At 69.5% G+C, this 19,106-nt stretch carries 17 protein-coding genes; 11 read left to right on the top strand and 6 right to left on the bottom strand.

Annotation, left to right across the window (positions count from 1 at the left end):
• Nucleotides 1-48: 48 nt before the first annotated feature.
• Nucleotides 49-1,176, top strand: a complete 1,128-nt coding sequence (locus OHB23_RS19275; protein WP_222629006.1) for a resuscitation-promoting factor — start codon at nt 49-51, stop codon at nt 1,174-1,176.
• A 92-nt stretch (nt 1,177-1,268) separates the two neighbouring features.
• The gene (rsmA, locus tag OHB23_RS19270) at nt 1,269-2,126 is read left to right on the top strand and encodes a 16S rRNA (adenine(1518)-N(6)/adenine(1519)-N(6))-dimethyltransferase RsmA (protein WP_051613059.1); all 858 of its coding nucleotides are present in this window, start codon (nt 1,269-1,271) and stop codon (nt 2,124-2,126) included.
• On the opposite strand, the gene OHB23_RS19265 is transcribed toward rsmA, so the two are convergent.
• Complete coding sequence (locus tag OHB23_RS19265; RefSeq protein ID WP_027504085.1) at nt 2,114-3,112, bottom strand: helix-turn-helix transcriptional regulator; 999 nt, start codon at nt 3,110-3,112, stop codon at nt 2,114-2,116. The two genes, rsmA and OHB23_RS19265, sit on opposite strands and share 13 nt — an antisense overlap.
• Before the next feature lie 85 nt (nt 3,113-3,197).
• Between OHB23_RS19265 and OHB23_RS19260 the strand changes: the two genes are divergently transcribed.
• The 4 genes from OHB23_RS19260 (at nt 3,198) to OHB23_RS19245 (ending at nt 7,512) form a co-directional block, all read left to right on the top strand.
• Complete coding sequence (locus OHB23_RS19260; protein ID WP_328810189.1) at nt 3,198-4,148, top strand: 4-(cytidine 5'-diphospho)-2-C-methyl-D-erythritol kinase; 951 nt, start codon at nt 3,198-3,200, stop codon at nt 4,146-4,148.
• Nucleotides 4,148-5,932: an ABC-F family ATP-binding cassette domain-containing protein gene (locus OHB23_RS19255; protein WP_328810188.1), complete on the top strand. Its 1,785-nt coding sequence runs from the start codon at nt 4,148-4,150 to the stop codon at nt 5,930-5,932. The genes OHB23_RS19260 and OHB23_RS19255 overlap by 1 nt, the downstream gene beginning before the upstream one ends.
• A 61-nt stretch (nt 5,933-5,993) precedes the next feature.
• Nucleotides 5,994-6,668 (top strand): DUF4166 domain-containing protein, encoded by a 675-nt coding sequence (locus OHB23_RS19250; RefSeq protein WP_328810187.1) that lies wholly within the window; start codon nt 5,994-5,996, stop codon nt 6,666-6,668.
• A 163-nt stretch (nt 6,669-6,831) separates the two neighbouring features.
• Nucleotides 6,832-7,512 carry a fasciclin domain-containing protein gene (locus tag OHB23_RS19245; protein WP_222627570.1) on the top strand — a complete coding sequence of 227 codons (681 nt, stop codon included), beginning with the start codon at nt 6,832-6,834 and terminating at the stop codon, nt 7,510-7,512.
• Nucleotides 7,513-7,706: 194 nt separating this feature from the next.
• On the opposite strand, the gene OHB23_RS19240 is transcribed toward OHB23_RS19245, so the two are convergent.
• Nucleotides 7,707-8,051, bottom strand: a complete 345-nt coding sequence (locus OHB23_RS19240) for a hypothetical protein (protein ID WP_231476131.1) — start codon at nt 8,049-8,051, stop codon at nt 7,707-7,709.
• Nucleotides 8,052-8,341: 290 nt separating this feature from the next.
• Nucleotides 8,342-9,982, bottom strand: coding sequence for a peptide chain release factor 3 (locus tag OHB23_RS19235; RefSeq protein WP_056447083.1), 1,641 nt, complete (start codon nt 9,980-9,982; stop codon nt 8,342-8,344).
• A gap of 164 nt (nt 9,983-10,146) precedes the next feature.
• On the opposite strand from OHB23_RS19235, the gene OHB23_RS19230 reads away from it, so the two are divergent.
• Nucleotides 10,147-11,781 (top strand): fatty acyl-AMP ligase, encoded by a 1,635-nt coding sequence (locus OHB23_RS19230; RefSeq protein ID WP_222627617.1) that lies wholly within the window; start codon nt 10,147-10,149, stop codon nt 11,779-11,781.
• 10 nt (nt 11,782-11,791) lie between these two features.
• Here the strand turns inward: OHB23_RS19230 and pth are convergent, their stop codons facing one another.
• The 3 genes from pth to OHB23_RS19215 form a co-directional block, all read right to left on the bottom strand.
• Nucleotides 11,792-12,370, bottom strand: a complete 579-nt coding sequence (gene pth, locus OHB23_RS19225) for an aminoacyl-tRNA hydrolase (RefSeq protein ID WP_285188140.1) — start codon at nt 12,368-12,370, stop codon at nt 11,792-11,794.
• A 107-nt stretch (nt 12,371-12,477) separates the two neighbouring features.
• Nucleotides 12,478-13,137, bottom strand: a complete 660-nt coding sequence (locus OHB23_RS19220; protein ID WP_056447089.1) for a 50S ribosomal protein L25/general stress protein Ctc — start codon at nt 13,135-13,137, stop codon at nt 12,478-12,480.
• A 246-nt stretch (nt 13,138-13,383) separates the two neighbouring features.
• Nucleotides 13,384-14,589, bottom strand: coding sequence for an aminotransferase class V-fold PLP-dependent enzyme (locus tag OHB23_RS19215; RefSeq protein ID WP_328810186.1), 1,206 nt, complete (start codon nt 14,587-14,589; stop codon nt 13,384-13,386).
• A gap of 152 nt (nt 14,590-14,741) precedes the next feature.
• Between OHB23_RS19215 and egtA the strand changes: the two genes are divergently transcribed.
• Genes egtA through egtD form a run of 4 tightly spaced genes read left to right on the top strand, consistent with a single transcriptional unit; the run spans nt 14,742 to nt 19,091 of the window.
• Nucleotides 14,742-15,995, top strand: coding sequence for an ergothioneine biosynthesis glutamate--cysteine ligase EgtA (egtA, locus tag OHB23_RS19210; protein ID WP_328810185.1), 1,254 nt, complete (start codon nt 14,742-14,744; stop codon nt 15,993-15,995).
• Nucleotides 15,992-17,320, top strand: coding sequence for an ergothioneine biosynthesis protein EgtB (egtB, locus tag OHB23_RS19205; protein WP_328810184.1), 1,329 nt, complete (start codon nt 15,992-15,994; stop codon nt 17,318-17,320). The genes egtA and egtB overlap by 4 nt, the downstream gene beginning before the upstream one ends.
• Nucleotides 17,321-17,323: 3 nt before the next feature.
• The gene (egtC, locus tag OHB23_RS19200; RefSeq protein ID WP_328810183.1) at nt 17,324-18,055 is read left to right on the top strand and encodes an ergothioneine biosynthesis protein EgtC; all 732 of its coding nucleotides are present in this window, start codon (nt 17,324-17,326) and stop codon (nt 18,053-18,055) included.
• 49 nt (nt 18,056-18,104) lie between these two features.
• Nucleotides 18,105-19,091, top strand: a complete 987-nt coding sequence (egtD, locus tag OHB23_RS19195) for an L-histidine N(alpha)-methyltransferase (protein WP_328810182.1) — start codon at nt 18,105-18,107, stop codon at nt 19,089-19,091.
• Nucleotides 19,092-19,106: the final 15 nt, after the last annotated feature.

The following is a 19,106-nucleotide window of genomic DNA, read 5'->3' as shown; positions in this document are numbered from 1 at the left end:
GATGTCCGTTCGACCAGTCGTGTCCACCGGGGCGGGAGCGCGGTGACGATGTCGCACGTCGCCAGACTCAACTCCGCCCGGTCCCGCCTGCTGTACGTCGTGGTGGCCGCGCTTCTCGCCACACTCGTCGTGGGAGCGAGCGTCGCCGTGGCCCGCCACAAGACCGTCACGATCGACGTCGACGGGCAGCAGGTCCAGCTCTCCACGATGACCACCGACGTCCGCAGCGCCCTCGAGGCCGCCGGATATCAGCCCACCGAGCGGGACGAGGTCGCGCCCGCCGCGGACGCGACCCTCGCCGACGGAGAGACCGTCACACTCAAGCGGGCCCGCGAGGTGACTCTCACCGTGGACGGTGCGCCGACGACGGTGTGGACCACCGCCTCCACCGTCGCCGAGGCCAAGGATCAGTTGGGCATCGCTCCCGACGTCCACATCGACGAGTCGGAGTCCGACCCGCTGCCGCTCGACGGTGCCTCCGTCAACGTCGTGCTGCCGAAGTCCGTGACCCTCGCCGACGGGGCCGCGTCGCCCGCACCGATGCGGCTCGCCGCACCCACCGTCGGCGAGTTCCTCGCCGCGGCCGGTGCGCCTCTCGAACAGAACGACACGGTCGCCCCCGCGGCGGACGAGCCGCTCGTCGAGGGCGCCGTGGTCACGGTGACCCGCGATCGGACGGAGACCGTCAGCGTCACCGAACCCGTCGTCGCGCCGGATCAGCGCATCGAGGACCCGACGATGAACATGAGCAAGACGATCGAGGAGTCCGCCGGTGCTCCGGGCGAGCAGAACGCGACCTACTCGGTGAACAAGGTCAACGGTGTCGAGGTCTCCCGCACGCTCGTGAAGGCCGACGTCACGACACCGCCGGTCGCCAAGACCGTGCGCGTCGGTGCCAAGCCCGGCACCGAGGTGCCACCGGTCGAGAACGGCGCCGTCTGGGACGCCCTCGCGCAGTGCGAGGCCACCGGGAACTGGGCCATCAACACGGGCAACGGCTTCTTCGGCGGCGTGCAGTTCGACCAGAACACCTGGGAGCGGCAGGGCGGGCTCAAGTACGCTGCGCGCGCCGACCTGGCCACCCGCGAGGAGCAGATCGCGATCGCGTCGCAGACCCAGCGCACCCAGGGCTGGGGCGCCTGGCCCTCCTGCACCAGCAGGCTCGGGCTGCGCTGACATACGCTCCACCCGTGTCCGAACCTCCCGTCTCCCCGCCGACGTCCGATTCGCCGGCGTCCGATTCCGCAGCCGGTCCGGCACGCGTCCGCCTGCTGGGGCCCGCGGAGGTGCGCACCCTCGCGGCCGAGCTGGGCGTCCGGCCCACCAAGACCCTCGGCCAGAACTTCGTCCACGACGCGAACACGGTGCGACGCATCGTGACCGCGGCCGGAGTCGGTCCGGACGACACGGTGCTCGAGGTGGGGCCGGGACTCGGATCGCTGACCCTGGCGTTGCTCGACGTCGTGCACGACGTGGTCGCCGTCGAGATCGACCCCGTACTGGCGCAGCGTCTTCCGCAGACCGTCGCCGAGCGCGCCGAGTCGCGAGTCGACCGGTTGGCGGTGGTCGGTGCCGACGCCCTGCGCGTGCGCCGCGACGAGATTCCCGGCGCGCCGACCGCACTGGTCGCCAACCTCCCGTACAACGTGGCGGTGCCGGTGCTGCTGCACCTGCTCGCCTTGATCCCCACCCTGCGCACCGCGCTGGTGATGGTGCAGTCGGAGGTGGCGGACCGGCTGGCGGCTCCTCCCGGCAGCAAGACCTACGGGGTGCCGAGTGTGAAGGCCGCGTACTTCGGCGACGTCCGCCGCGCGGGCGCCGTGGGCCGTTCGGTGTTCTGGCCGGTGCCGCAGGTGGAGTCGGGTCTGGTGCGCGTCGATCGGCACGAGAATCCGCAGTGGCCGATGGACGAGACGTTCCGCCGCACTCTGTTCGCCGTCGTGGACGCGGCATTCGCGCAGCGGCGCAAGACGTTACGTGCGGCTCTGGCGGGGTGGGCCGGATCGGCGGCCATGGCGGAGACGCGGCTCGTCGAGGCGGGGATCGACCCGTCGGCACGCGGGGAGACGCTCGACGCCGCCGCGTTCGTCCGATTGGCGCAGACCACCGGTGGTCACGAGTCCTGACGCGGGCGGTGCTCGTCGCGGGCACGGGCGTATCGGGCGGCGACACGGTCGAGTCGCCGTGATTCGACCTCGCAGGCGTCGATCAACTCCTGTGGGCCGCACACCGTGAAGTCCACGTCGAAGGCGGCGAGCCACCGCGCCATCGACGGGTAGGTGTCCGCGGTGATCGAGACCTCGCACCGCTCGTCGTCGAGCCGGGCGAGGGTGCCCCACTGCGGATCGACGCGGTCCTCGATCCGTTCGAACGGCACGTGCAGCACGACCCGTCCGCGGGCGGCCGAGAACGCCTGATCGATGCCCCTCGACACGAACTCCGCGGCGCCGCCCTCGGGCAGGGCCCGAGGAGTGAAGCGAGGCCCCGTCGGCACCTTCGGATCGAGGCGGTCGACGCGGAACGACCGCCAGTCCTCACGGGCGAGGTCCCAGCCCACGAGGTACCACCGCAACCCCGACCGCACGAGCCGGTACGGCTCCACCTCACGCCGCATGGTGTCCCCGCCGTGGGTGCGGTAGTCGAACCGCAGGCGTTCGTGGTTCTGGCACACGGTCGCCAGTGCCGTCAGTACCGACGCGTCGACGCTCGACTGCACCGGACGTGACTGCACGACGTCGATCTGCAGTGCGTCGAGTCGGTGACGCAACCGTGACGGCATCACCTGCCGCAGTTTGGTGAGGGCACCGATCGACGACTCAGCGGTGCCGGTGACGGACGCGGACGCGCCGCTCTGCAGCCCGAGCGCCACGGCGATCACCTCGTCGTCCGTCAGCAGCAGGGGTGGCATCTCCGCGCCGGCACCCAGCCGATACCCGCCGCCGACGCCGACCGTTCCGTCCACCGGATAGCCCAGCGACCGCAGCCGGTCGACGTCACGGCGCACGGTGCGCGGGGTGATCTGCAGCCGTTCGGCCAGATCGGCCCCGGACCAGTCGCGCCGGGTCTGCAGCAACGACAGCAGAGCCAGCAGTCGGGCGGACGTCTCGCGCATGTCGACATGATGCACCCGACAGCGGACAGTTCGGGTCCTCGATCCGGTTCGGTACTCGGGCGCACGCCGACTACAGTGGTGAGACGTGCTCACAGTCGTTCCGCGGCCGGTCTCGGTCCGCGCTCCCGCCAAGGTCAATCTGCACCTTGCCGTGGGTGACCTGCGCCCCGACGGCTACCACGAACTCACCACCGTCTTCCACGCGCTCTCCCTCGTCGACGACGTCTCCGTCGTGGCCGCGGAGACACTGTCCGTCAGCGTGCACGGGGACGATGCGGGCATCGTTCCCACCGACCACACCAACCTGGCGTGGAAGGCGGCCGAACTCGTCGCCGCCCATGCCGGTCGTCGGCCGGCCGTCGCCATCAGCATCGACAAGGGCATTCCCGTCGCGGGGGGCATGGCCGGGGGCAGCGCCGACGCGGCCGCGACCGTCGTCGCGCTTGACGCGCTCTGGAACCTCGGCCTGTCCCGCGAGAAGATCATGGACTTCGCGGCGCAGCTCGGTAGCGACGTCCCGTTCTCCGTCGCCGGTGGCACGGCCGTCGGCACGGGTCGCGGCGAGAAGCTGCTGCCGGTGCTCTCACGCAACTCCTTCCACTGGGTGCTCGCTCTCGCGAAGGGCGGCCTCTCGACTCCCGCGGTCTACCGCGAACTCGACCGGCTGCGCGAACGGGGAGCGCCGCCGCGCCTCGGCGCACCCGACGAGCTGATGCAGGCCCTGGCGTCGGGCGATCCGGCGCGGGTCGGGCCGCTCCTGGGCAACGACCTCCAGGCCGCGGCGCTGTCCCTCGAACCAGGCCTTCGCCGCACCCTGCGCGCCGGCACCGAGGCGGGTGCCATCGCCGGCATCGTCTCCGGGTCCGGCCCCACCTGCGCCTTCCTCTGCGCCTCTGCCGACCATGCGGTCGAGGTCGGCGCGGAACTGTCCGGCGCCGGCGTCTGCCGCACGGTACGTGTGGCACGTGGACCGGTGAGCGGAGCGCGAGTGCGCACCGAACGCGACCAGAACGACACGAACCGGGGACAACACTGATGGCCAACCTGATCAACCTGGAGCAGGTCTCCAAATCCTTCGGCGTGAAGCCGCTCCTCGACGGAGTCTCGCTCGGTGTCCAGGAGAACGAGCGCATCGGCGTCGTGGGCCTGAACGGCAACGGCAAGACCACCATGCTCGAGGTGCTCGCGGGCGTCGAGCAGCCCGACTCGGGCCGGGTGAGTCGCGTGGGCGGCCTCCGGATGGCCGTCGTGACGCAGCGTGGTGTCCTGCCGCCCGGGTCCACCATCGGGGACATCGTCCTCGCACCGCTCGGTGTCGCCGAGCACGAGTGGGCCGGTGACGCCCGGATCCGCAGCGTTCTGGACGGCATCGGCATCACCGGTCTCGGGCTCGACGCACCGGTCGAGCAGTTGTCGGGCGGTGAGCGCCGACGCACAGCGCTCGCCGCCGCGCTGGTGCAGGACCTCGACCTGCTCGTGCTCGACGAGCCGACCAACCATCTCGACGTCGAGGGCGTCCAGTGGCTCGCGGAGCATCTGGTGAACCGGCGGTCCGCACTGGTCGTCGTCACCCACGATCGGTGGTTCCTCGACACCGTCGCCACCCGCACCTGGGAAGTGGTGAACGGTCAGGTCGAGACGTACGAGGGCGGCTATGCCGACTGGATCTTCGCTCGCGCGGAGCGCTCTCGCCAGGCCGATGCCGCGGAGGATCGTCGCCGCAACCTCGCCCGCAAGGAGCTGGCCTGGCTGCGCCGCGGCCCGCCCGCTCGTACCTCGAAGCCGCGCTACCGCATCGAGGCCGCCGAGGCCCTCATCTCGGACGTGCCGCCGCCGCGCGACTCGGTCGCGTTGTCGAAGTTCGCGCAGACCCGGCTGGGGCGCATCGTCATCGAGCTCGAGGACGCCACGCTGGCGACCCCGGACGGCCGCGTACTGGTGGAGGACTTCACGTGGCGCCTCGCGCCGGGGGAGCGCATCGGTCTCGTCGGCGTCAACGGCTCCGGCAAGACGACGTTGCTCCGCACCATCGCCGGCGAGCTCGAACCCGCGAAGGGCCGCCGCATCGAGGGCACGACGGTCCGCATCGGCTGGCTCCGCCAGGAACTCGACGACCTGCCCGTCGGGATGCGCGTGCTCGAGGCGGTCCAGGACGTCGCGGAACGAATCCAGTTGGGCGACAGGGAGATCTCTGCCGGACAGCTCGCCGAGCGGCTGGGCTTCACGCCTGCACGGCAGCGCACGCCCGTCGGTGACCTGTCCGGTGGCGAGCGCCGTCGACTGCAGCTGACACGCGTGCTGATGTCCGAGCCGAACGTCCTGCTCCTCGACGAGCCGACCAACGACCTCGACATCGACACGCTGCAGCAGCTCGAGGATCTGCTCGACGGCTGGGCCGGCACCATGATCGTCATCAGTCACGACCGGTACCTCATCGAGCGCGTCTGCGACTCGACGTGGGCTCTGTTCGGCGACGGCAAGCTCACCAACCTGCCGGGTGGCATCGAGGAGTACCTGCGGCGTCGCGCGCGAATCGCCGCGGCCGACGACGCGGCTCCAGGCATGACGTCGGGCGGGGGAACGAAGCCGGCTGCGGCGAAGGGCGGCGCCGACGAGCGTGCCGCACGCAAGGAACTCTCGAAGCTCGAGCGGTCCCTGGTCAAGCTCGACGATCGTGTGCGCGCACTGCACACCTCGCTGGCGGAGGCGGCCACGGATCCTGCGACCCTGCAGTCGCTCAACGCCGAGCTGCTCACCGTCGTCGCGGAGAAGGACTCCGTCGAGGAGCGGTGGATGGAGCTGGCCGAGGAACTGGGCTGACACGGTCTACCCTCGCGTTCAGGCGGTCGATCGGCGACCGCGTTCTGCGCGAGGAGTGACGATGACATCCGTCGTGTCCGAGGTCATGGGCTCGGAGTTCGAGAAGCTTCACCCGAAGGTGCAGTGGCGCTTCGGTTTCGGTGCGGACGATCATGTGGCGCAGTTCGGCACCGGTGTCATGGAGACCATCACGCATTCTCCGCTGCTGCCGCCGCCGGCCCTGTGGCTCGGTGGCAAGCGGCGGATGGTCCCCTCCGACTCGGGCGAGAACATCCCCTTCACCATCGCCAACCACGCGTACACGGACGAGCTGGGCAGGCCCACGCTCGCGTTCGTCCGTCGTTTCCAGTTCCCCGGCCACGAGGTGGCACTCGACTCGGTGATGGTCGTGGGATCGCGCGGCGCACTCGACTACATCGGTGCCGGCCCCGACATGGTGGTGCACACCCAGTGCTCCGCGGACGCCGACGGTGGCCTGCGGCTCGACAGCGGTCTGCCCCGGTTCCTCGCTCCGCGTGGGTCGATCAAGCCGCCGGGTCTCCTGTCGGCGGAGACGATCGGCCGCGAGTGGTGGGACGAGGAGCAGCAGCGCCACCGCATCGACATCGAGGTGCGTGGCCGCACGCTCGGGCGATTGTTCCGCTACACCGGATGGTTCACGGCCACACAGGAAACCTGCCTTCCGACCGATCTGCCCGCCGAATTGGGGCCGGGGCGTACCGATCCCAGGGAGTGATCCCTGGTCGGACCCCGAAGTGACTGGTGGGGAATTTTTCTCACAACCGTCACCAATCCCCCATGGGACCCGGATCCGAATGGTGGATGACACAACCGACAGCGGCCGGTGATCATCACCGGCGGTGAGCGGCTATCAGATCCGTACAAGAAGGGTTCTCGCCATGAGCGTCACCAAGAGCAAGAGTGCAGTAGCAGTCGGCTTCGCAGCAGTTGCACTCCTCGGACTGTCCGCATGTTCGTCCGACGACAGCAGCAGCACCACCGAGACCACCGCGAGCAGCAGCATGGAGTCGATGACCTCGTCGGCCATGTCCTCCTCCACCGCGATGAACTCGAGTGCCGACCCGGCCTCCAACCTCATCGGCTCGGGCTGCGCAGCCTACGCCGAGCAGGTCCCGGACGGTGCCGGCTCCGTGAGCGGAATGGCTGCCGATCCGGTCGCCGTCGCCGCTTCCAACAACCCGATCCTCACCACCCTGACCGCAGCGGTCTCCGGTGGACTGAACCCGGACGTCAACCTGGTCGACACGCTGAACGGCTCCGAGTTCACCGTCATCGCCCCGACCGACGACGCGTTCGCCAAGATCGACCCGGCCACCATCGAGACGCTGAAGACCGATTCCGCGCTGCTCACCAAGATCCTCACGTACCACGTGATCCCCGGCCAGCTCGCTCCCGACGCGATCGCCGGCGAGCAGACCTCCGTCGAGGGCCAGGCCGTCAACATCACCGGCGAGGGCGATTCGCTGAAGTTCAACGACTCCAACCTGGTGTGCGGTGGCGTCACGACCGCCAACGCGACCGTCTACATGGTCGACTCGGTCATGATGCCCCCCGCCTGATCCTTGTCCACAGGGATCATGAGGACGAACACTCTCTTCGCGGCGGTCGTCCCCCGACTGTGTCCGTCGTGAAGTAGTACGAGGCGACCCGAGATTCTTCTCGGGTCGCCTTCGTGCGTCACGGGGACGGATGACGACAGCACGAGAAAGGCCCCCGGCGATGCCGGGGGCCTTTCTCGTGTGTCAGGGGAGGATCAGCGGAAGCCCTTGGCGGGGTTCTGCAGATCGAGCACCACCGTCGTGCCGTTGGAACGCACGTGCAGCTCGGGGCTCGCGAGCCCACCGGAGGTGAGGTACTCACCGAGGAGCTGCAGCAGCTCGTCGGGGCCGGTGGAGGAATCCATCGGGCGCGTGTCGCGGCTGGTGATCTCGTTCTGCGTCAGCCGTCCCGCGATGCGGATGGACGCGATGCCCATGGCCGTGCGGCGGTCGGGGCTCGGGTGACGGCCCGAAGCGAAGCTGCTGCCGTTCGACGATCCGTTGGTGGACGTGCTGCCGCCAGGCAACGCGTGTTCGGAAATCTGATCACTGGTTGTCATGTCGACCTCACTTTTGCTCGGAGTGACGCTCGAAGGTGTCCCGTTGGATCGGTGGGCTGGTGCCTTGCCGATCTTGATCCCCGTGAGGGGCCCACTTGATCCATCGCTCATTACTCGGACTGCTCCTCGATCGTCTCGGTACGTGACTCGAGTACTTCCGAAGAACAAACCAGAAGTACGTTCGAACAGAGAAAAAGTACCACGGGAAGGAAACAGCGAACAGTTTTGACCCTATGGATTGGAGATGACACCAATCTTGGGGTGAGGTGGTGTGGAGATGTCCCAGAGGATCAGTCGGCTGCGGCGACCAGCGGCTCGAGCAGCAGGTCCGGCAGCTCCTTCTGGATGTACTGCAGCCGCCACTTGTCACTGACCAGCGCCAACATCACGCCGTCCGTGCGGGTGAACACCTCGACGCCGCGCTGGCGACCGAGCTCCCCGGCGGACGCCGCGTCGGTGCGTCGAGCGATCGAGTAGCCCAGGGGCTCCATGCGCGCCTCGACGCCGAACTCGGACTTCATGCGCGCGGACACCACTTCGAACTGCATCGGACCCACGGCGGCGAGGACGGGCGACGCGTCTCCGCGGATGTCGTTGCGGAGGATCTGGACGACACCCTCCTGATCCATCTGATCCACGGCGCGACGGAACTGCTTGTACTTGCTCGCGCTCTCCGCACGGAGGACGGCGAAGTGCTCGGGAGCGAAGGACGGTATCGGCGGGAACTCGACCTTGCGATCCGCGTACAACGTGTGGCCGGGAGCGAGCGCGGTGGCGTTGACCAGCCCGACGACGTCGCCGGGGTAGGCGTTCTCCACCGTGGTGCGCTCGCGGCCGAACACCGTCAGCGCGTACTTCGTCGTGAACGGTTTGCCCGTCTGGGCATGGGTGACCACCATGCCGCGCTCGAAGACTCCGGAGACCACGCGCATGAAGGCGAGGCGATCGCGGTGTGCGGTGTCCATGCCGGCCTGCACCTTGAACACGACCGCGCTGAAGGGGTCGGTGACCTCGCGCTCACCACCGGCCACGTCGGGACGGGGGCCCGGGGCCGGAGCGAACGAGACGAGGGTGTCGAGGATCTGGTGCACGCCGAAGTTGAGCATCGCCGACGCGAAGATCACCGGAGACGTCCGGCCCGCGAGGAACTCGTCCTCGTCGTGGCGCTGCCCGCTCTCGACGAGCAACTCGCTCTCCTCGACGGCGGTGGTCCAGTCGTCGCCCTCACGGGACTGCGCCGCCTCGGAGTCCATGAACTCCTCGGGTGCGATGGTCGCGCCACCGGCCGTGCGGGTGAAGTGGATGTACTGGTGCTCCGACACGTCGAGCAGTCCGCGGAAGTCACCCGCGATACCGACGGGCCAGTACAGCGGGGTCGGCGTCAGACCGATGCGCTCCTCGATCTCGTCGAGCAGCTCGAGGGGGGAGCGGCCCGGCCGGTCCCACTTGTTGACCACGGTGATGACCGGGATGCCGCGGTGCCGACACACCTGGAACAGCTTCAGCGTCTGCGGTTCCAGACCCTTCGCCGCGTCGATCAGCATCACGGCGGCGTCCACCGCGGTCAGCACGCGGTAGGTGTCCTCCGAGAAGTCGGCGTGACCCGGGGTGTCCACCAGGTTGATGGTGTGATCGGCGTAGTCGAACTGCAGCGCCGTCGAACTGACGGAGATACCGCGCGCCTTCTCCATCTCCATCCAGTCGGAGACGGTCGAGCGGCGACCCGACTTCCCGTGGATCGCACCGGCCTCGGAGATCTTCCGCGCGTGCAGAGCCAGGGCCTCGGTGAGCGTCGACTTGCCCGCGTCGGGATGCGAGATCACTGCGAAGGTGCGACGACGCTCCACCTCGCGCCGGAGGTTCTTCGGCGGGGTGGTGCCGGCGGCGGTGACCGCGGTGGTGGTGTCGGTGTCGACGGACGGGGTGCTCACGAAGGCCTTTCTTCGGTGACCGCAGCTGTGCGGATCACTGGTCGGAACGTACCCAGGGTACTCGGCCGACACGCCGAGCCCGTCCGTCCGTAACAGCGGTCACCGTCGTCCGGATGTAACAGTGGTGCGCGCACCCGGCACGCACCACCGACGAGGGAGTGACGTTGAGCAGGTTCACCGAGGAGATGTACGCGACCGCGGCCACGACCGAGCGAGGTCTCGTCACCGGTGAGCCCGACGCACCGTTGCGGCAGACGTGGGGCGACATCCATGCGGTCGCGCGCCGGATGGCAGGCGGGCTCGCCGCGGCAGGGGTCTCCCGCGGGGACGCGATCGGCATCCTGGCCGGTCAGCCGGTGGACATCGCGCCGTCGTGTCAGGCGGCGTGGATGCGCGGCGCGTCCGTGACCATGCTGCATCAGCCGACGCCGCGCACCGATCTCGCCGTGTGGGGTGCCGACACCGAGACCGTCATCCGGATGATCGACGCCGCCGCGGTGGTGCTCGGAGCACCGTTCGACGCCGCGGCGCCCATCCTGGAGGAACGCGGGATCACCGTGCTGACGATCGACGACCTGCGCGGCGGTGAGGACACCGATCCCGTGCCCACCGACGAGTCCGACATCGCGCTGCAGCAGCTCACGTCCGGGTCCACCGGATCTCCCAAGGCCGTGCGCATCACCCACGAGAACTTCTACGTCAACGCCTACGCGATGATCGATCGGATCGAGTACTCGCTCGAGGACGACGTGATGGTCAGCTGGCTCCCGCTGTTCCACGACATGGGGATGGTCGGCTTCCTGTCGGTGCCGATGCAGGTCGGAGCCGAGGTCGTCAGCATCACGCCGATCGACTTCCTGCGCTCTCCGCTGCTGTGGGCCCAGCTGATCGACAAGTACCGCGGCACCGTCACCGCCGCTCCCAATTTCGCGTACTCGTTGCTGGCGCGCAGGCTCAAGCAGGCGTCCGCCGACACGGCCCTCGATCTGTCGTCGTTGCGCTACGCGTGGAACGGTGCCGAGCCGGTGGATCCCGACACGATGCTCGCCCTCGCGGAGGCGGGCGCCCGGTTCGGGCTCGCCCCGACCGCTCTCGCACCCGTCTACGGGATGGCGGAGACCACGCTCGCGGTGTCGATCCCGGTCCGTGATCAGGGCCAGGTGCTCGACGTGGTCGACGCGGACCTGCTCGAGGTGATGGGCCGCGCCGTTCCGTCGACCAAGGGCAACGTCCGTCGTCTCGCGACGCTCGGGCGGATGGTGCCGAATCTCGAGGGGCGCGTCGTCGACGCCGAGGGCCAGGTGCTCCCGAGTCGCGGCGTCGGTGTCATCCACGTGCGGGGGCCGGCGGTGACGCCCGGATACATCACGGTGGAGGGCTCGGTGTCCGCGCAGGACGACGACGGGTGGCTCGACACCGGAGACATCGGGTACTTCACGGAGGAAGGCCTGGTCGTCGTCTGCGGGCGCATCAAGGACGTCATCATCATGGGCGGCCGCAACATCTATCCGACCGACATCGAACGTGCCGTGGGCACCGTCGCGGGCGTCCGGCCGGGCAATGCCGTCGCGATCCGTCTCGACGCGGGGCAGAAGCGGGAGAGCTTCGCGGTCGCGGCGGAGACCAACGAGATCGCCGACCCGGATGCGGTCAAGCGCATCGAGCACGACATCGTGCACGCAGTGTTCTCGGAAGTGGGGGTTCGTCCTCGCACGGTCGCGGTGCTCGGTCCCGGCACCATTCCGAAGACGTCCTCGGGCAAGCTCCGCCGCGCGAACTCGGCGTCGCTCCTCGGCTGAGCTCAGCGCATCAGGGTCGGTGGATGCGGTTCTGCGCGTCCTCGAGGCTGCCCTTCAGGAGCAGCTCCACTGCGTCCGCGGCCTCCTCCAGCACGACCGCCACCTCGTCGCGCTCGGACGCGGCGAACGGCTTGAGCACGTACGACGCCGGATCCATCCGGCCGGGCGGGCGCCCCACCCCGACCCGGACACGGAGGTAGTCCTTGGTGGACAACGACTTCGAGATCGAGCGCAGCCCGTTGTGCCCGCCCTCGCCGCCGCCGATCTTGAGCCGCACCCGACCCAGATCGACGTCGAGTTCGTCGTGCACGACGATGATGTCCGCCGGCGCCACGGAGAAGAACCGGGCCAGGTTGGCGACCGGGCCGCCGGACTCGTTCATGTACGACCGCGGCTTCCCCAGCACGACCGGGCGAGTCCCGAGCCGTGCCTGGAGCACGTCGGAGTTGCTGCGCTTGTGCGACGAGAACGACCCTCGCATCCGCTCCGCCAGGGTGTCGACGACGACGGCGCCGACGTTGTGTCGGGTGCGCTCGTACTGCGGCCCGGGATTGCCCAGGCCGATGACGAGAGCAGGGCGATCGGTCATGTGCGGCAGTCGCTTTCAGCTCGTGGCGTGCGGGGTCGTGCGGAGTGGGGGAACGAGAAACGGCGCGCCTCCGGTGAGGGAGGCGCGCCGCGGTGGTGCTCGGTGGATCAGTTCTCGTCTGCCGCTGCGGCCTCGTCGGCGGCGGAGCTGTCCTCGACAGCCTCCTCTTCCTCGGCGGCGACGTTGCTGGCGAGATCGCCCGCGCCCTCGGCCTCGAGTGCAGCCTCGCTGGGCGCCTCGACGACGTTGACGAGGAGGAGCTCGGGATCGGAGATCAGCGTCGCGCCGGACGGCAGCTCGATCGACGAGGCGAGGATCTGGGTGCCGATCTCGGCGTCCTCGACGGAGACCTCGAACTGCTCGGGGATCTGGGTCGCGTCGACCTCGATCTCGATGACGTTGGCATCGGTGGTGACGAGGGCGCCGGGCGCCGCGTCGCCGGTGACGACGACGTTGATCTCGACGGTGACCTTCTCGCCGCGACGGATGACGAGGAGGTCGGCGTGCTCGATGTAGTTACGGATCGGGTGGACCACGACCGACTTGGTGAGGGCGAGGTGCTTCTCGCCGTCGACCTGGAGCTCGATGACGGCGTTGGTGCCGTCGGCGCGGAGCACGGCGGCGAACTCGCGAGACGGGAGCGAGAGGTGCTTGGGCTCGGTGGCGTGTCCGTACAGGACGGCGGGGACGAGACCGTCGCGGCGGGTGCGGCGGGCTGCGCCCTTGCCGAACTCGGTGCGGACGGTGGCGTTGAGAACGTTGGCCATGGGACGGGGCTCCTCGGAAGATCAGGTGTGACTGCGGTCTGAAACGGCTGCGGTCAGGTGTGACTGCTGCGGGTACTACTCGCTCGGCGTGGACACGAACGAGGACGGCTGCGAGACCGCGCCTGCGTCGATCACGGTGACGTACGCACTGCGCACTCGTCACCCTCGCCGAGACAACGGCGTGAACACTACCCGAACGCGCCGATCGGCCGCGAATCGCCCCTGCTCGTCACCGTTGGCGGCGGGTCACCGCTGCGACGTCAGAGCCCGGCACTCGTCCACGGCGTGATCGATCTGATCGAGGGTCAGGAAGTAGTGGGGAGACGCCCGGACGACGGAGTCCAGTCCGCGGGCCGTCATGTCGAGCAGAGTCGACGACGCCGGGCTGACGGAGACGGTGATGTCGCGCTCCGCCAGTGCGTCCTTCAGCGCGGCGGGCGCGGCGCCCTCGACGGTGAAGGTCACGATGCCGGTGTGGTGGTCGCCCAGGTCGTGCACCGCGATGCCGTGCACCTCGGCGAGGGTGTTCCGCAGCCGCTCGGCCCGCACACGCACCGCGGCCTCCACCGCGCTCGGTCCGAGTTCGAGCAGGAGATCGACGGCGGCGCCGAGACCGAGCCGGGCCGCGACGTCGTGTTCCCACGTCTCGAACCGCCGCGCGTCGTCGGCGACGGTGTAGGAGTCGGGGCCGGTCCAGGACGCACTGTGCAGATCCAGAGATCGCGGCTCCAGGGTGTCGAGCACCGACGGGGCGACGTGGAGGAAACCGGTACCGCGCGGTCCTCGCAGCCACTTGCGTCCCGTCGCGGAGAGAGCGTCCACACCGAGCTCCGCCACGTCGAGGGCGATCTGGCCCACCGACTGACAGGCGTCCAGCAGCACGAGGGCCCCGTGACGGTGGGCCAGGTCGACGATCTCCCGGACCGGGTTCAGCAGGCCGCCGTTGGTCGGCGCGTGCACGAGCGAGACCAGCGCGACGCGGTCGTCCATCATCCGCTCGAGGGCCTCGAGATCGATGCGTCCGGACGGGTCCACGGGAATGGTGTCGACCACCGCGCCGGTCGCCCGCGCCCGCTGCAGTGCGGCGATCGCGTTGGTGGCGTACTCGACGGTGGAGACCAGGATGCGGTCACCGGGGGAGAGCGGTACCGCGTAGAAGAAGTCGCACCAGGCCCGCGTGGCGCTGTCGGACAGTGCCACGGTGCCGGTCGGGGCTCCGATCAGCATCTCCACGGACGTGCGCACCGCGGCGAGATCCTCCGAGCGTTCACGCGCTGCGCGGTATCCGCCCACCTCGGCCTCACGGCGCAGGTGCTCGACGACCGTCTCGACGACGCGCTGTGGCGGCAGCGACGAGCCGGCGCTGTCGAGGAACACCCCGTGCTCGGCGGCAGGGGTGTCCGCGCGGGCGGCGAGCACGTCGACGGTGTCCGTCTCGGGGGTGGCGTTCACAGTGACGCCGACACTACCGGCGACCGCGCGCGGGAGCGATTAGTCTGTGAAGGGCGGGGGTAAACGTCATCCGGACACGCAGTGTCCGTTCCTCTTCCCGTACGCAGTGCCCGTTCCACTTCACGCTCCACCGTCACCCCGCGGAGGCATCCATGACGGCCGTTTCCGGCACTCTCAGTTCGCGGCCCGCCGCCGAGGCATACCTCGCCCGGGTCTGTTTCAAGGTGGGGCCGCCGACTCTGATCGGCGCAGAACTCGAATGGTTCACCCGGACCCCGTCCGGTGCACGTCCCACTCTCGACTCGCTCGCCGAGGCACTGGGTGCCCACACCCCGCAGTCTCTTCGGCCCGAGTCCCCCGCACTCGCCCTCCGCTCCGGAAGTGTCGTCTCCGTCGAGCCCGGTGGTCAGATCGAATTGTCGTCCTCGCCCGCCACGTCCCTCGCCTCCGTCGTCGAGGCGTTGCGCGACGACGAGCAGACGTTGACCCGCCTGCTCGACTCGCACGGGATCGCCCTCGCCGGAGGCGGCGCGGACACGCTGCGACCTCCCGACCGCCTGCTCACGCTGCCGCGCTACTGCGCGATGGAGCAGCGCTTCGAGCAGTACGGCCCGTACGGCAAGCTCATGATGTGCAACACGGCCGCGGTCCAGGTCAGTGTGGACGCCGGCGGCGACGACGAGCAGATCCGACGGCGCTGGGCCACAGTGCATGCCGTGGGTCCGGCGTTACTGGCGGCGTTCGCGACCACGCCCGCTCTGTACGGCGTTCCCGACGGTCGGTGGGCCTCGCAGCGCATGCGCACCTGGTTCGAACTGGACCGCACCCGCACGCGTGTTCCGCTCGGGGTCGATCCCGTCCGCGACTACGCACGCTGGGTCATGGACGTCCCGCTCCTGTGTGTGCGACGCGACGGGCGCCTCGCCGCGCCGCCGCGCGAGGCCACGTTCGCCCAGTGGCTCGAGGGTGACCTGGACGACGACATGGGTCGGCGCCCCACGACGGCCGACCTGGACTACCACCTGACGACGGTGTTTCCCCTCGTGCGTGCGAGCGGCCACCTCGAGATCCGGTACCTCGACGGCCAACCCGACGGGGCGTGGGAGGTGCCGATGTACGCGGTGGACGCCCTGCTGTCCTCCGACTCGGTGGCCGATCAGGCGCTGGACCTGGCGGAACCCACCCTGAACAGGTGGGAGGACGCGGCGCGGGACGGACTTGCCGACCAGGCGCTGCGGCGAGCTGCGGTGGAGCTGCTGACACTCGCGGCCGACTCCAGCCACGGCGAGGCGCGTGAAGCCCTGGGCCGCGCGGCGACGCGCTGCTCCGCCGCCCAGCCGCCGACGGCACCAGGGACAGCGGCGACACCACCACGAGGCGATGCTCGGAAGGAGTTCTCACGATGACGGCGAACACGACGGTCGACGCGGTGGCGCTGCGCGGCCGGCTCGAATCGATGCTGGTGCGTAGCCGCGCCCGGACCCTGGCGCTCACCCGGTGCCTCGACGAGGACGGGCTGCGCGAGCAGGTGTCGCCGTTGATGAGCCCACTGGTCTGGGATCTCGCCCACATCGGCAACCAGGAAGAGCTGTGGCTGGTCCGCGACGTGGGCGGCCGCGACGCGGTGCACCCGGAGATCGACGACCTCTACGACGCGTTCCGCCACGCACGGTCCGTCCGGCCGGGGCTGGATCTGCTGTCGCCCGACGAGGCGCGTGCCTACGTCGACACCGTGCGCGCCCTGTCACTGGATGCGTTGCAGCGCTGCACCTTCGACGAGAGTCGGCTGGTGGAGAGCGGCTTCGTCTTCGCGATGGTCGCGCAGCACGAACAGCAGCACGACGAGACGATGCTGGCGACACATCAGCTGCGCACCGGCGACGCCGTGCTGGACGCACCCGACGCTCCCCGCGCCCAGCTGCCGCCCGCCCACGACGTCGAGGTCATCGTCCCCGGTGGCGCGTTCGAGATGGGAACCGGCGACGATCCGTGGGCCCTCGACAACGAGCGGCCCGCGCACACTGTCGAGGTGCCCACCTTCGCGATCGACGCGGCTCCGGTGACCAACGGCGAGTACCTCCAGTTCATCGCCGACGGTGGCTACGACCGCGAGGAGCTGTGGACCGAACGCGGCTGGGCACACCGCACCGAGGCCGGTCTCACCGCGCCGCAGTTCTGGTCGCAGGACGACGACGGTGTGTGGTGGCGTCGAGTCTTCGGACGTGCGAAGCAGATTCGAGCAGCGCAGCCCGTGGTTCACGTCAGCTGGTTCGAAGCCGACGCCTACGCCCGCTGGGCCGGCAAGCGCCTGCCGACCGAGGCGGAATGGGAGAAGGCGGCACGCTTCGACCCCGTGTCCGGGCTCTCCCGGCGCAACCCCTGGGGCGACGACGACGCCGACGACCGGCACGCGAATCTCGGTCAACGCCACCTCGAACCCGCCGACGTCGGCGCGTATCCCGAGGGAGCCTCGCCGCTCGGCGTCGAGCAGCTGATGGGGGACGTCTGGGAGTGGACGTCGTCCGACTTCGAGCCGTACCCCGGGTTCGAGATGTTCCCCTACCCGGAGTACTCCGAGGTGTTCTTCGGTGGCGACTACAAGGTGTTGCGCGGCGGCTCGTTCGGCACCGACCAGACGGCGGTCCGCGCGACGTTCCGCAACTGGGACCACCCGATCCGCCGCCAGATCTTCGCCGGTTTCCGGTGCGCCCGCGACGTGGGACACCGGTAGCGGATGTGCCGACACGTCGGCTATCTCGGACCCGCGCGCACCGTCGGAGACGTGCTCACCGCGGGCCCGACATCGCTGCTCACCCAGTCGTACGCACCCCGCGAGATGCGCGGCGGCGGCACGATCAACGCGGACGGCTTCGGTGCGGCCTGGTGGTCGAACGGCACCGCGTCGTCGTATCGGAGTGCGATGCCGATGTGGGGTGACCCGGCCGTCACCGACACGCTCACCCACGTCCGCTCGGTGGCGGTGATGGGGGCCGTGCGGTCCGCCACCGTCGGCATGCCCGTCGAGCGGTCGGCGTGCGCGCCCTTCGTCGAGGGTCGATGGGCGTTCAGCCACAACGGTGTCGTGCGCGGATGGCCGCAGTCGGTCTCCGCGCTCGCCGAGAAGGTGCCCGTCGAGTCGCTGCTGCGGTTGGCGGCACCCACGGATTCCGCTGTGCTGTGGGCGATTCTGCAGCAGCGGCTACTGGACCGCGATCCGGCGGACGCACTCGCCGGTCTGCTGGCGGACGTCGACGCCGCCGCCCCGGACTCGCGCGTCAACCTGCTGCTCGGCGATGGCGAGTCGCTCTGGGCGACGACGCTTTACCACTCGCTCTCCGTCCGGTACGACGAGGACAGCGTCGTCCTCGCGTCCGAACCGCTCGACGATCTGCCCGGATGGCAGCAGGTGCCCGATCGGTGCCTCGTCTCCGCCCGACCGGGATCCGTGGACATCACCACCTTCTGACCGCTCCACCCCTGCACCTTCCATGCTCGTCAGCACCGAGGAGTTCGTCATGACAGCGCCGTCACTGGACATCCACATCACCGAGGGTGATCTACAGCAATCGCTGCGGGAAGATGCCCGCCGCGGTCTCACCGCGACGCCGAAATGGTTGTCGCCGAAGTACTTCTACGATGCCGTGGGCAGCGAACTGTTCGAGCGCATCACCGAGTTGGACGAGTACTACCCGACGCGCACCGAGCGCGCCCTGCTGACCGAACGGGCCGCGGAGATCGCTCGCGTGACGGGAGTGGAGGTGCTGGTCGAGTTGGGCTCCGGATCGTCGGACAAGACCCGGGTGCTGCTGTCCGCGGGTCTGGAACACGGCACCCTGCGTCGCTACGTCCCGCAGGACGTGTCGCCGTCGGCGTTGACCGGTGCGATGGAGGATTTGTCGCGCCAGTACCCGGATCTCGAGATCCACGGTGTGGTGAGCGATTTCACGAGCACCGGCGGCCCGGACAGTGGTCTGTTCTGGGTCCCCACCGGCGGGCGCAGGACGTTGGCGTTCCTGGGCGGCACGCTGGGGAACCTCGTGCCGCAGGAGCGCGCCGAGTTCCTCTCCGCCATCTCGAACACCCTCGACACGGGGGAGTTCCTGTTGCTCGGGGTCGGGCTGGTCATCGACCCCGCGGTTCTGGTGCCCGCGTACGACGACGCGCAGGGAGTGACGGCGCAGTTCGACCTGAACGTGCTCTCCGTGTTGAACGGGCAGCTGAACGCCGACTTCGACGTGGACGACTTCGAGCACGTCGCCGTGTGGGACGAGCGCAACGAGTGGATCGAGATGCGGCTGCGCGCACGTCGCGACCACACGGTGCGCGTCGCGGACCTCGACCTGGACGTGCAGTTCGCGGCGGGCGAGGAGATGCGGACAGAGATCTCCGCTAAGTTCCGGCGCGAGTCGATCACCGGCGAACTGGCGGCGGCGGGGCTGACGGTCGACGAGTTCTGGACCGATTCCGACGAGCGCTTCGCCCTGGTGCTGGCCCGGAAGTAGGGCGCCCGACGACGA

It is taken from the genome of Rhodococcus sp. NBC_00294 (genome assembly GCF_036163995.1).
In the GTDB taxonomy this organism is placed as follows: domain Bacteria; phylum Actinomycetota; class Actinomycetes; order Mycobacteriales; family Mycobacteriaceae; genus Rhodococcoides.
The sequence above is the reverse complement of the archived record's forward strand: the minus strand, read 5'-3'. Positions and strand labels throughout refer to the sequence as shown.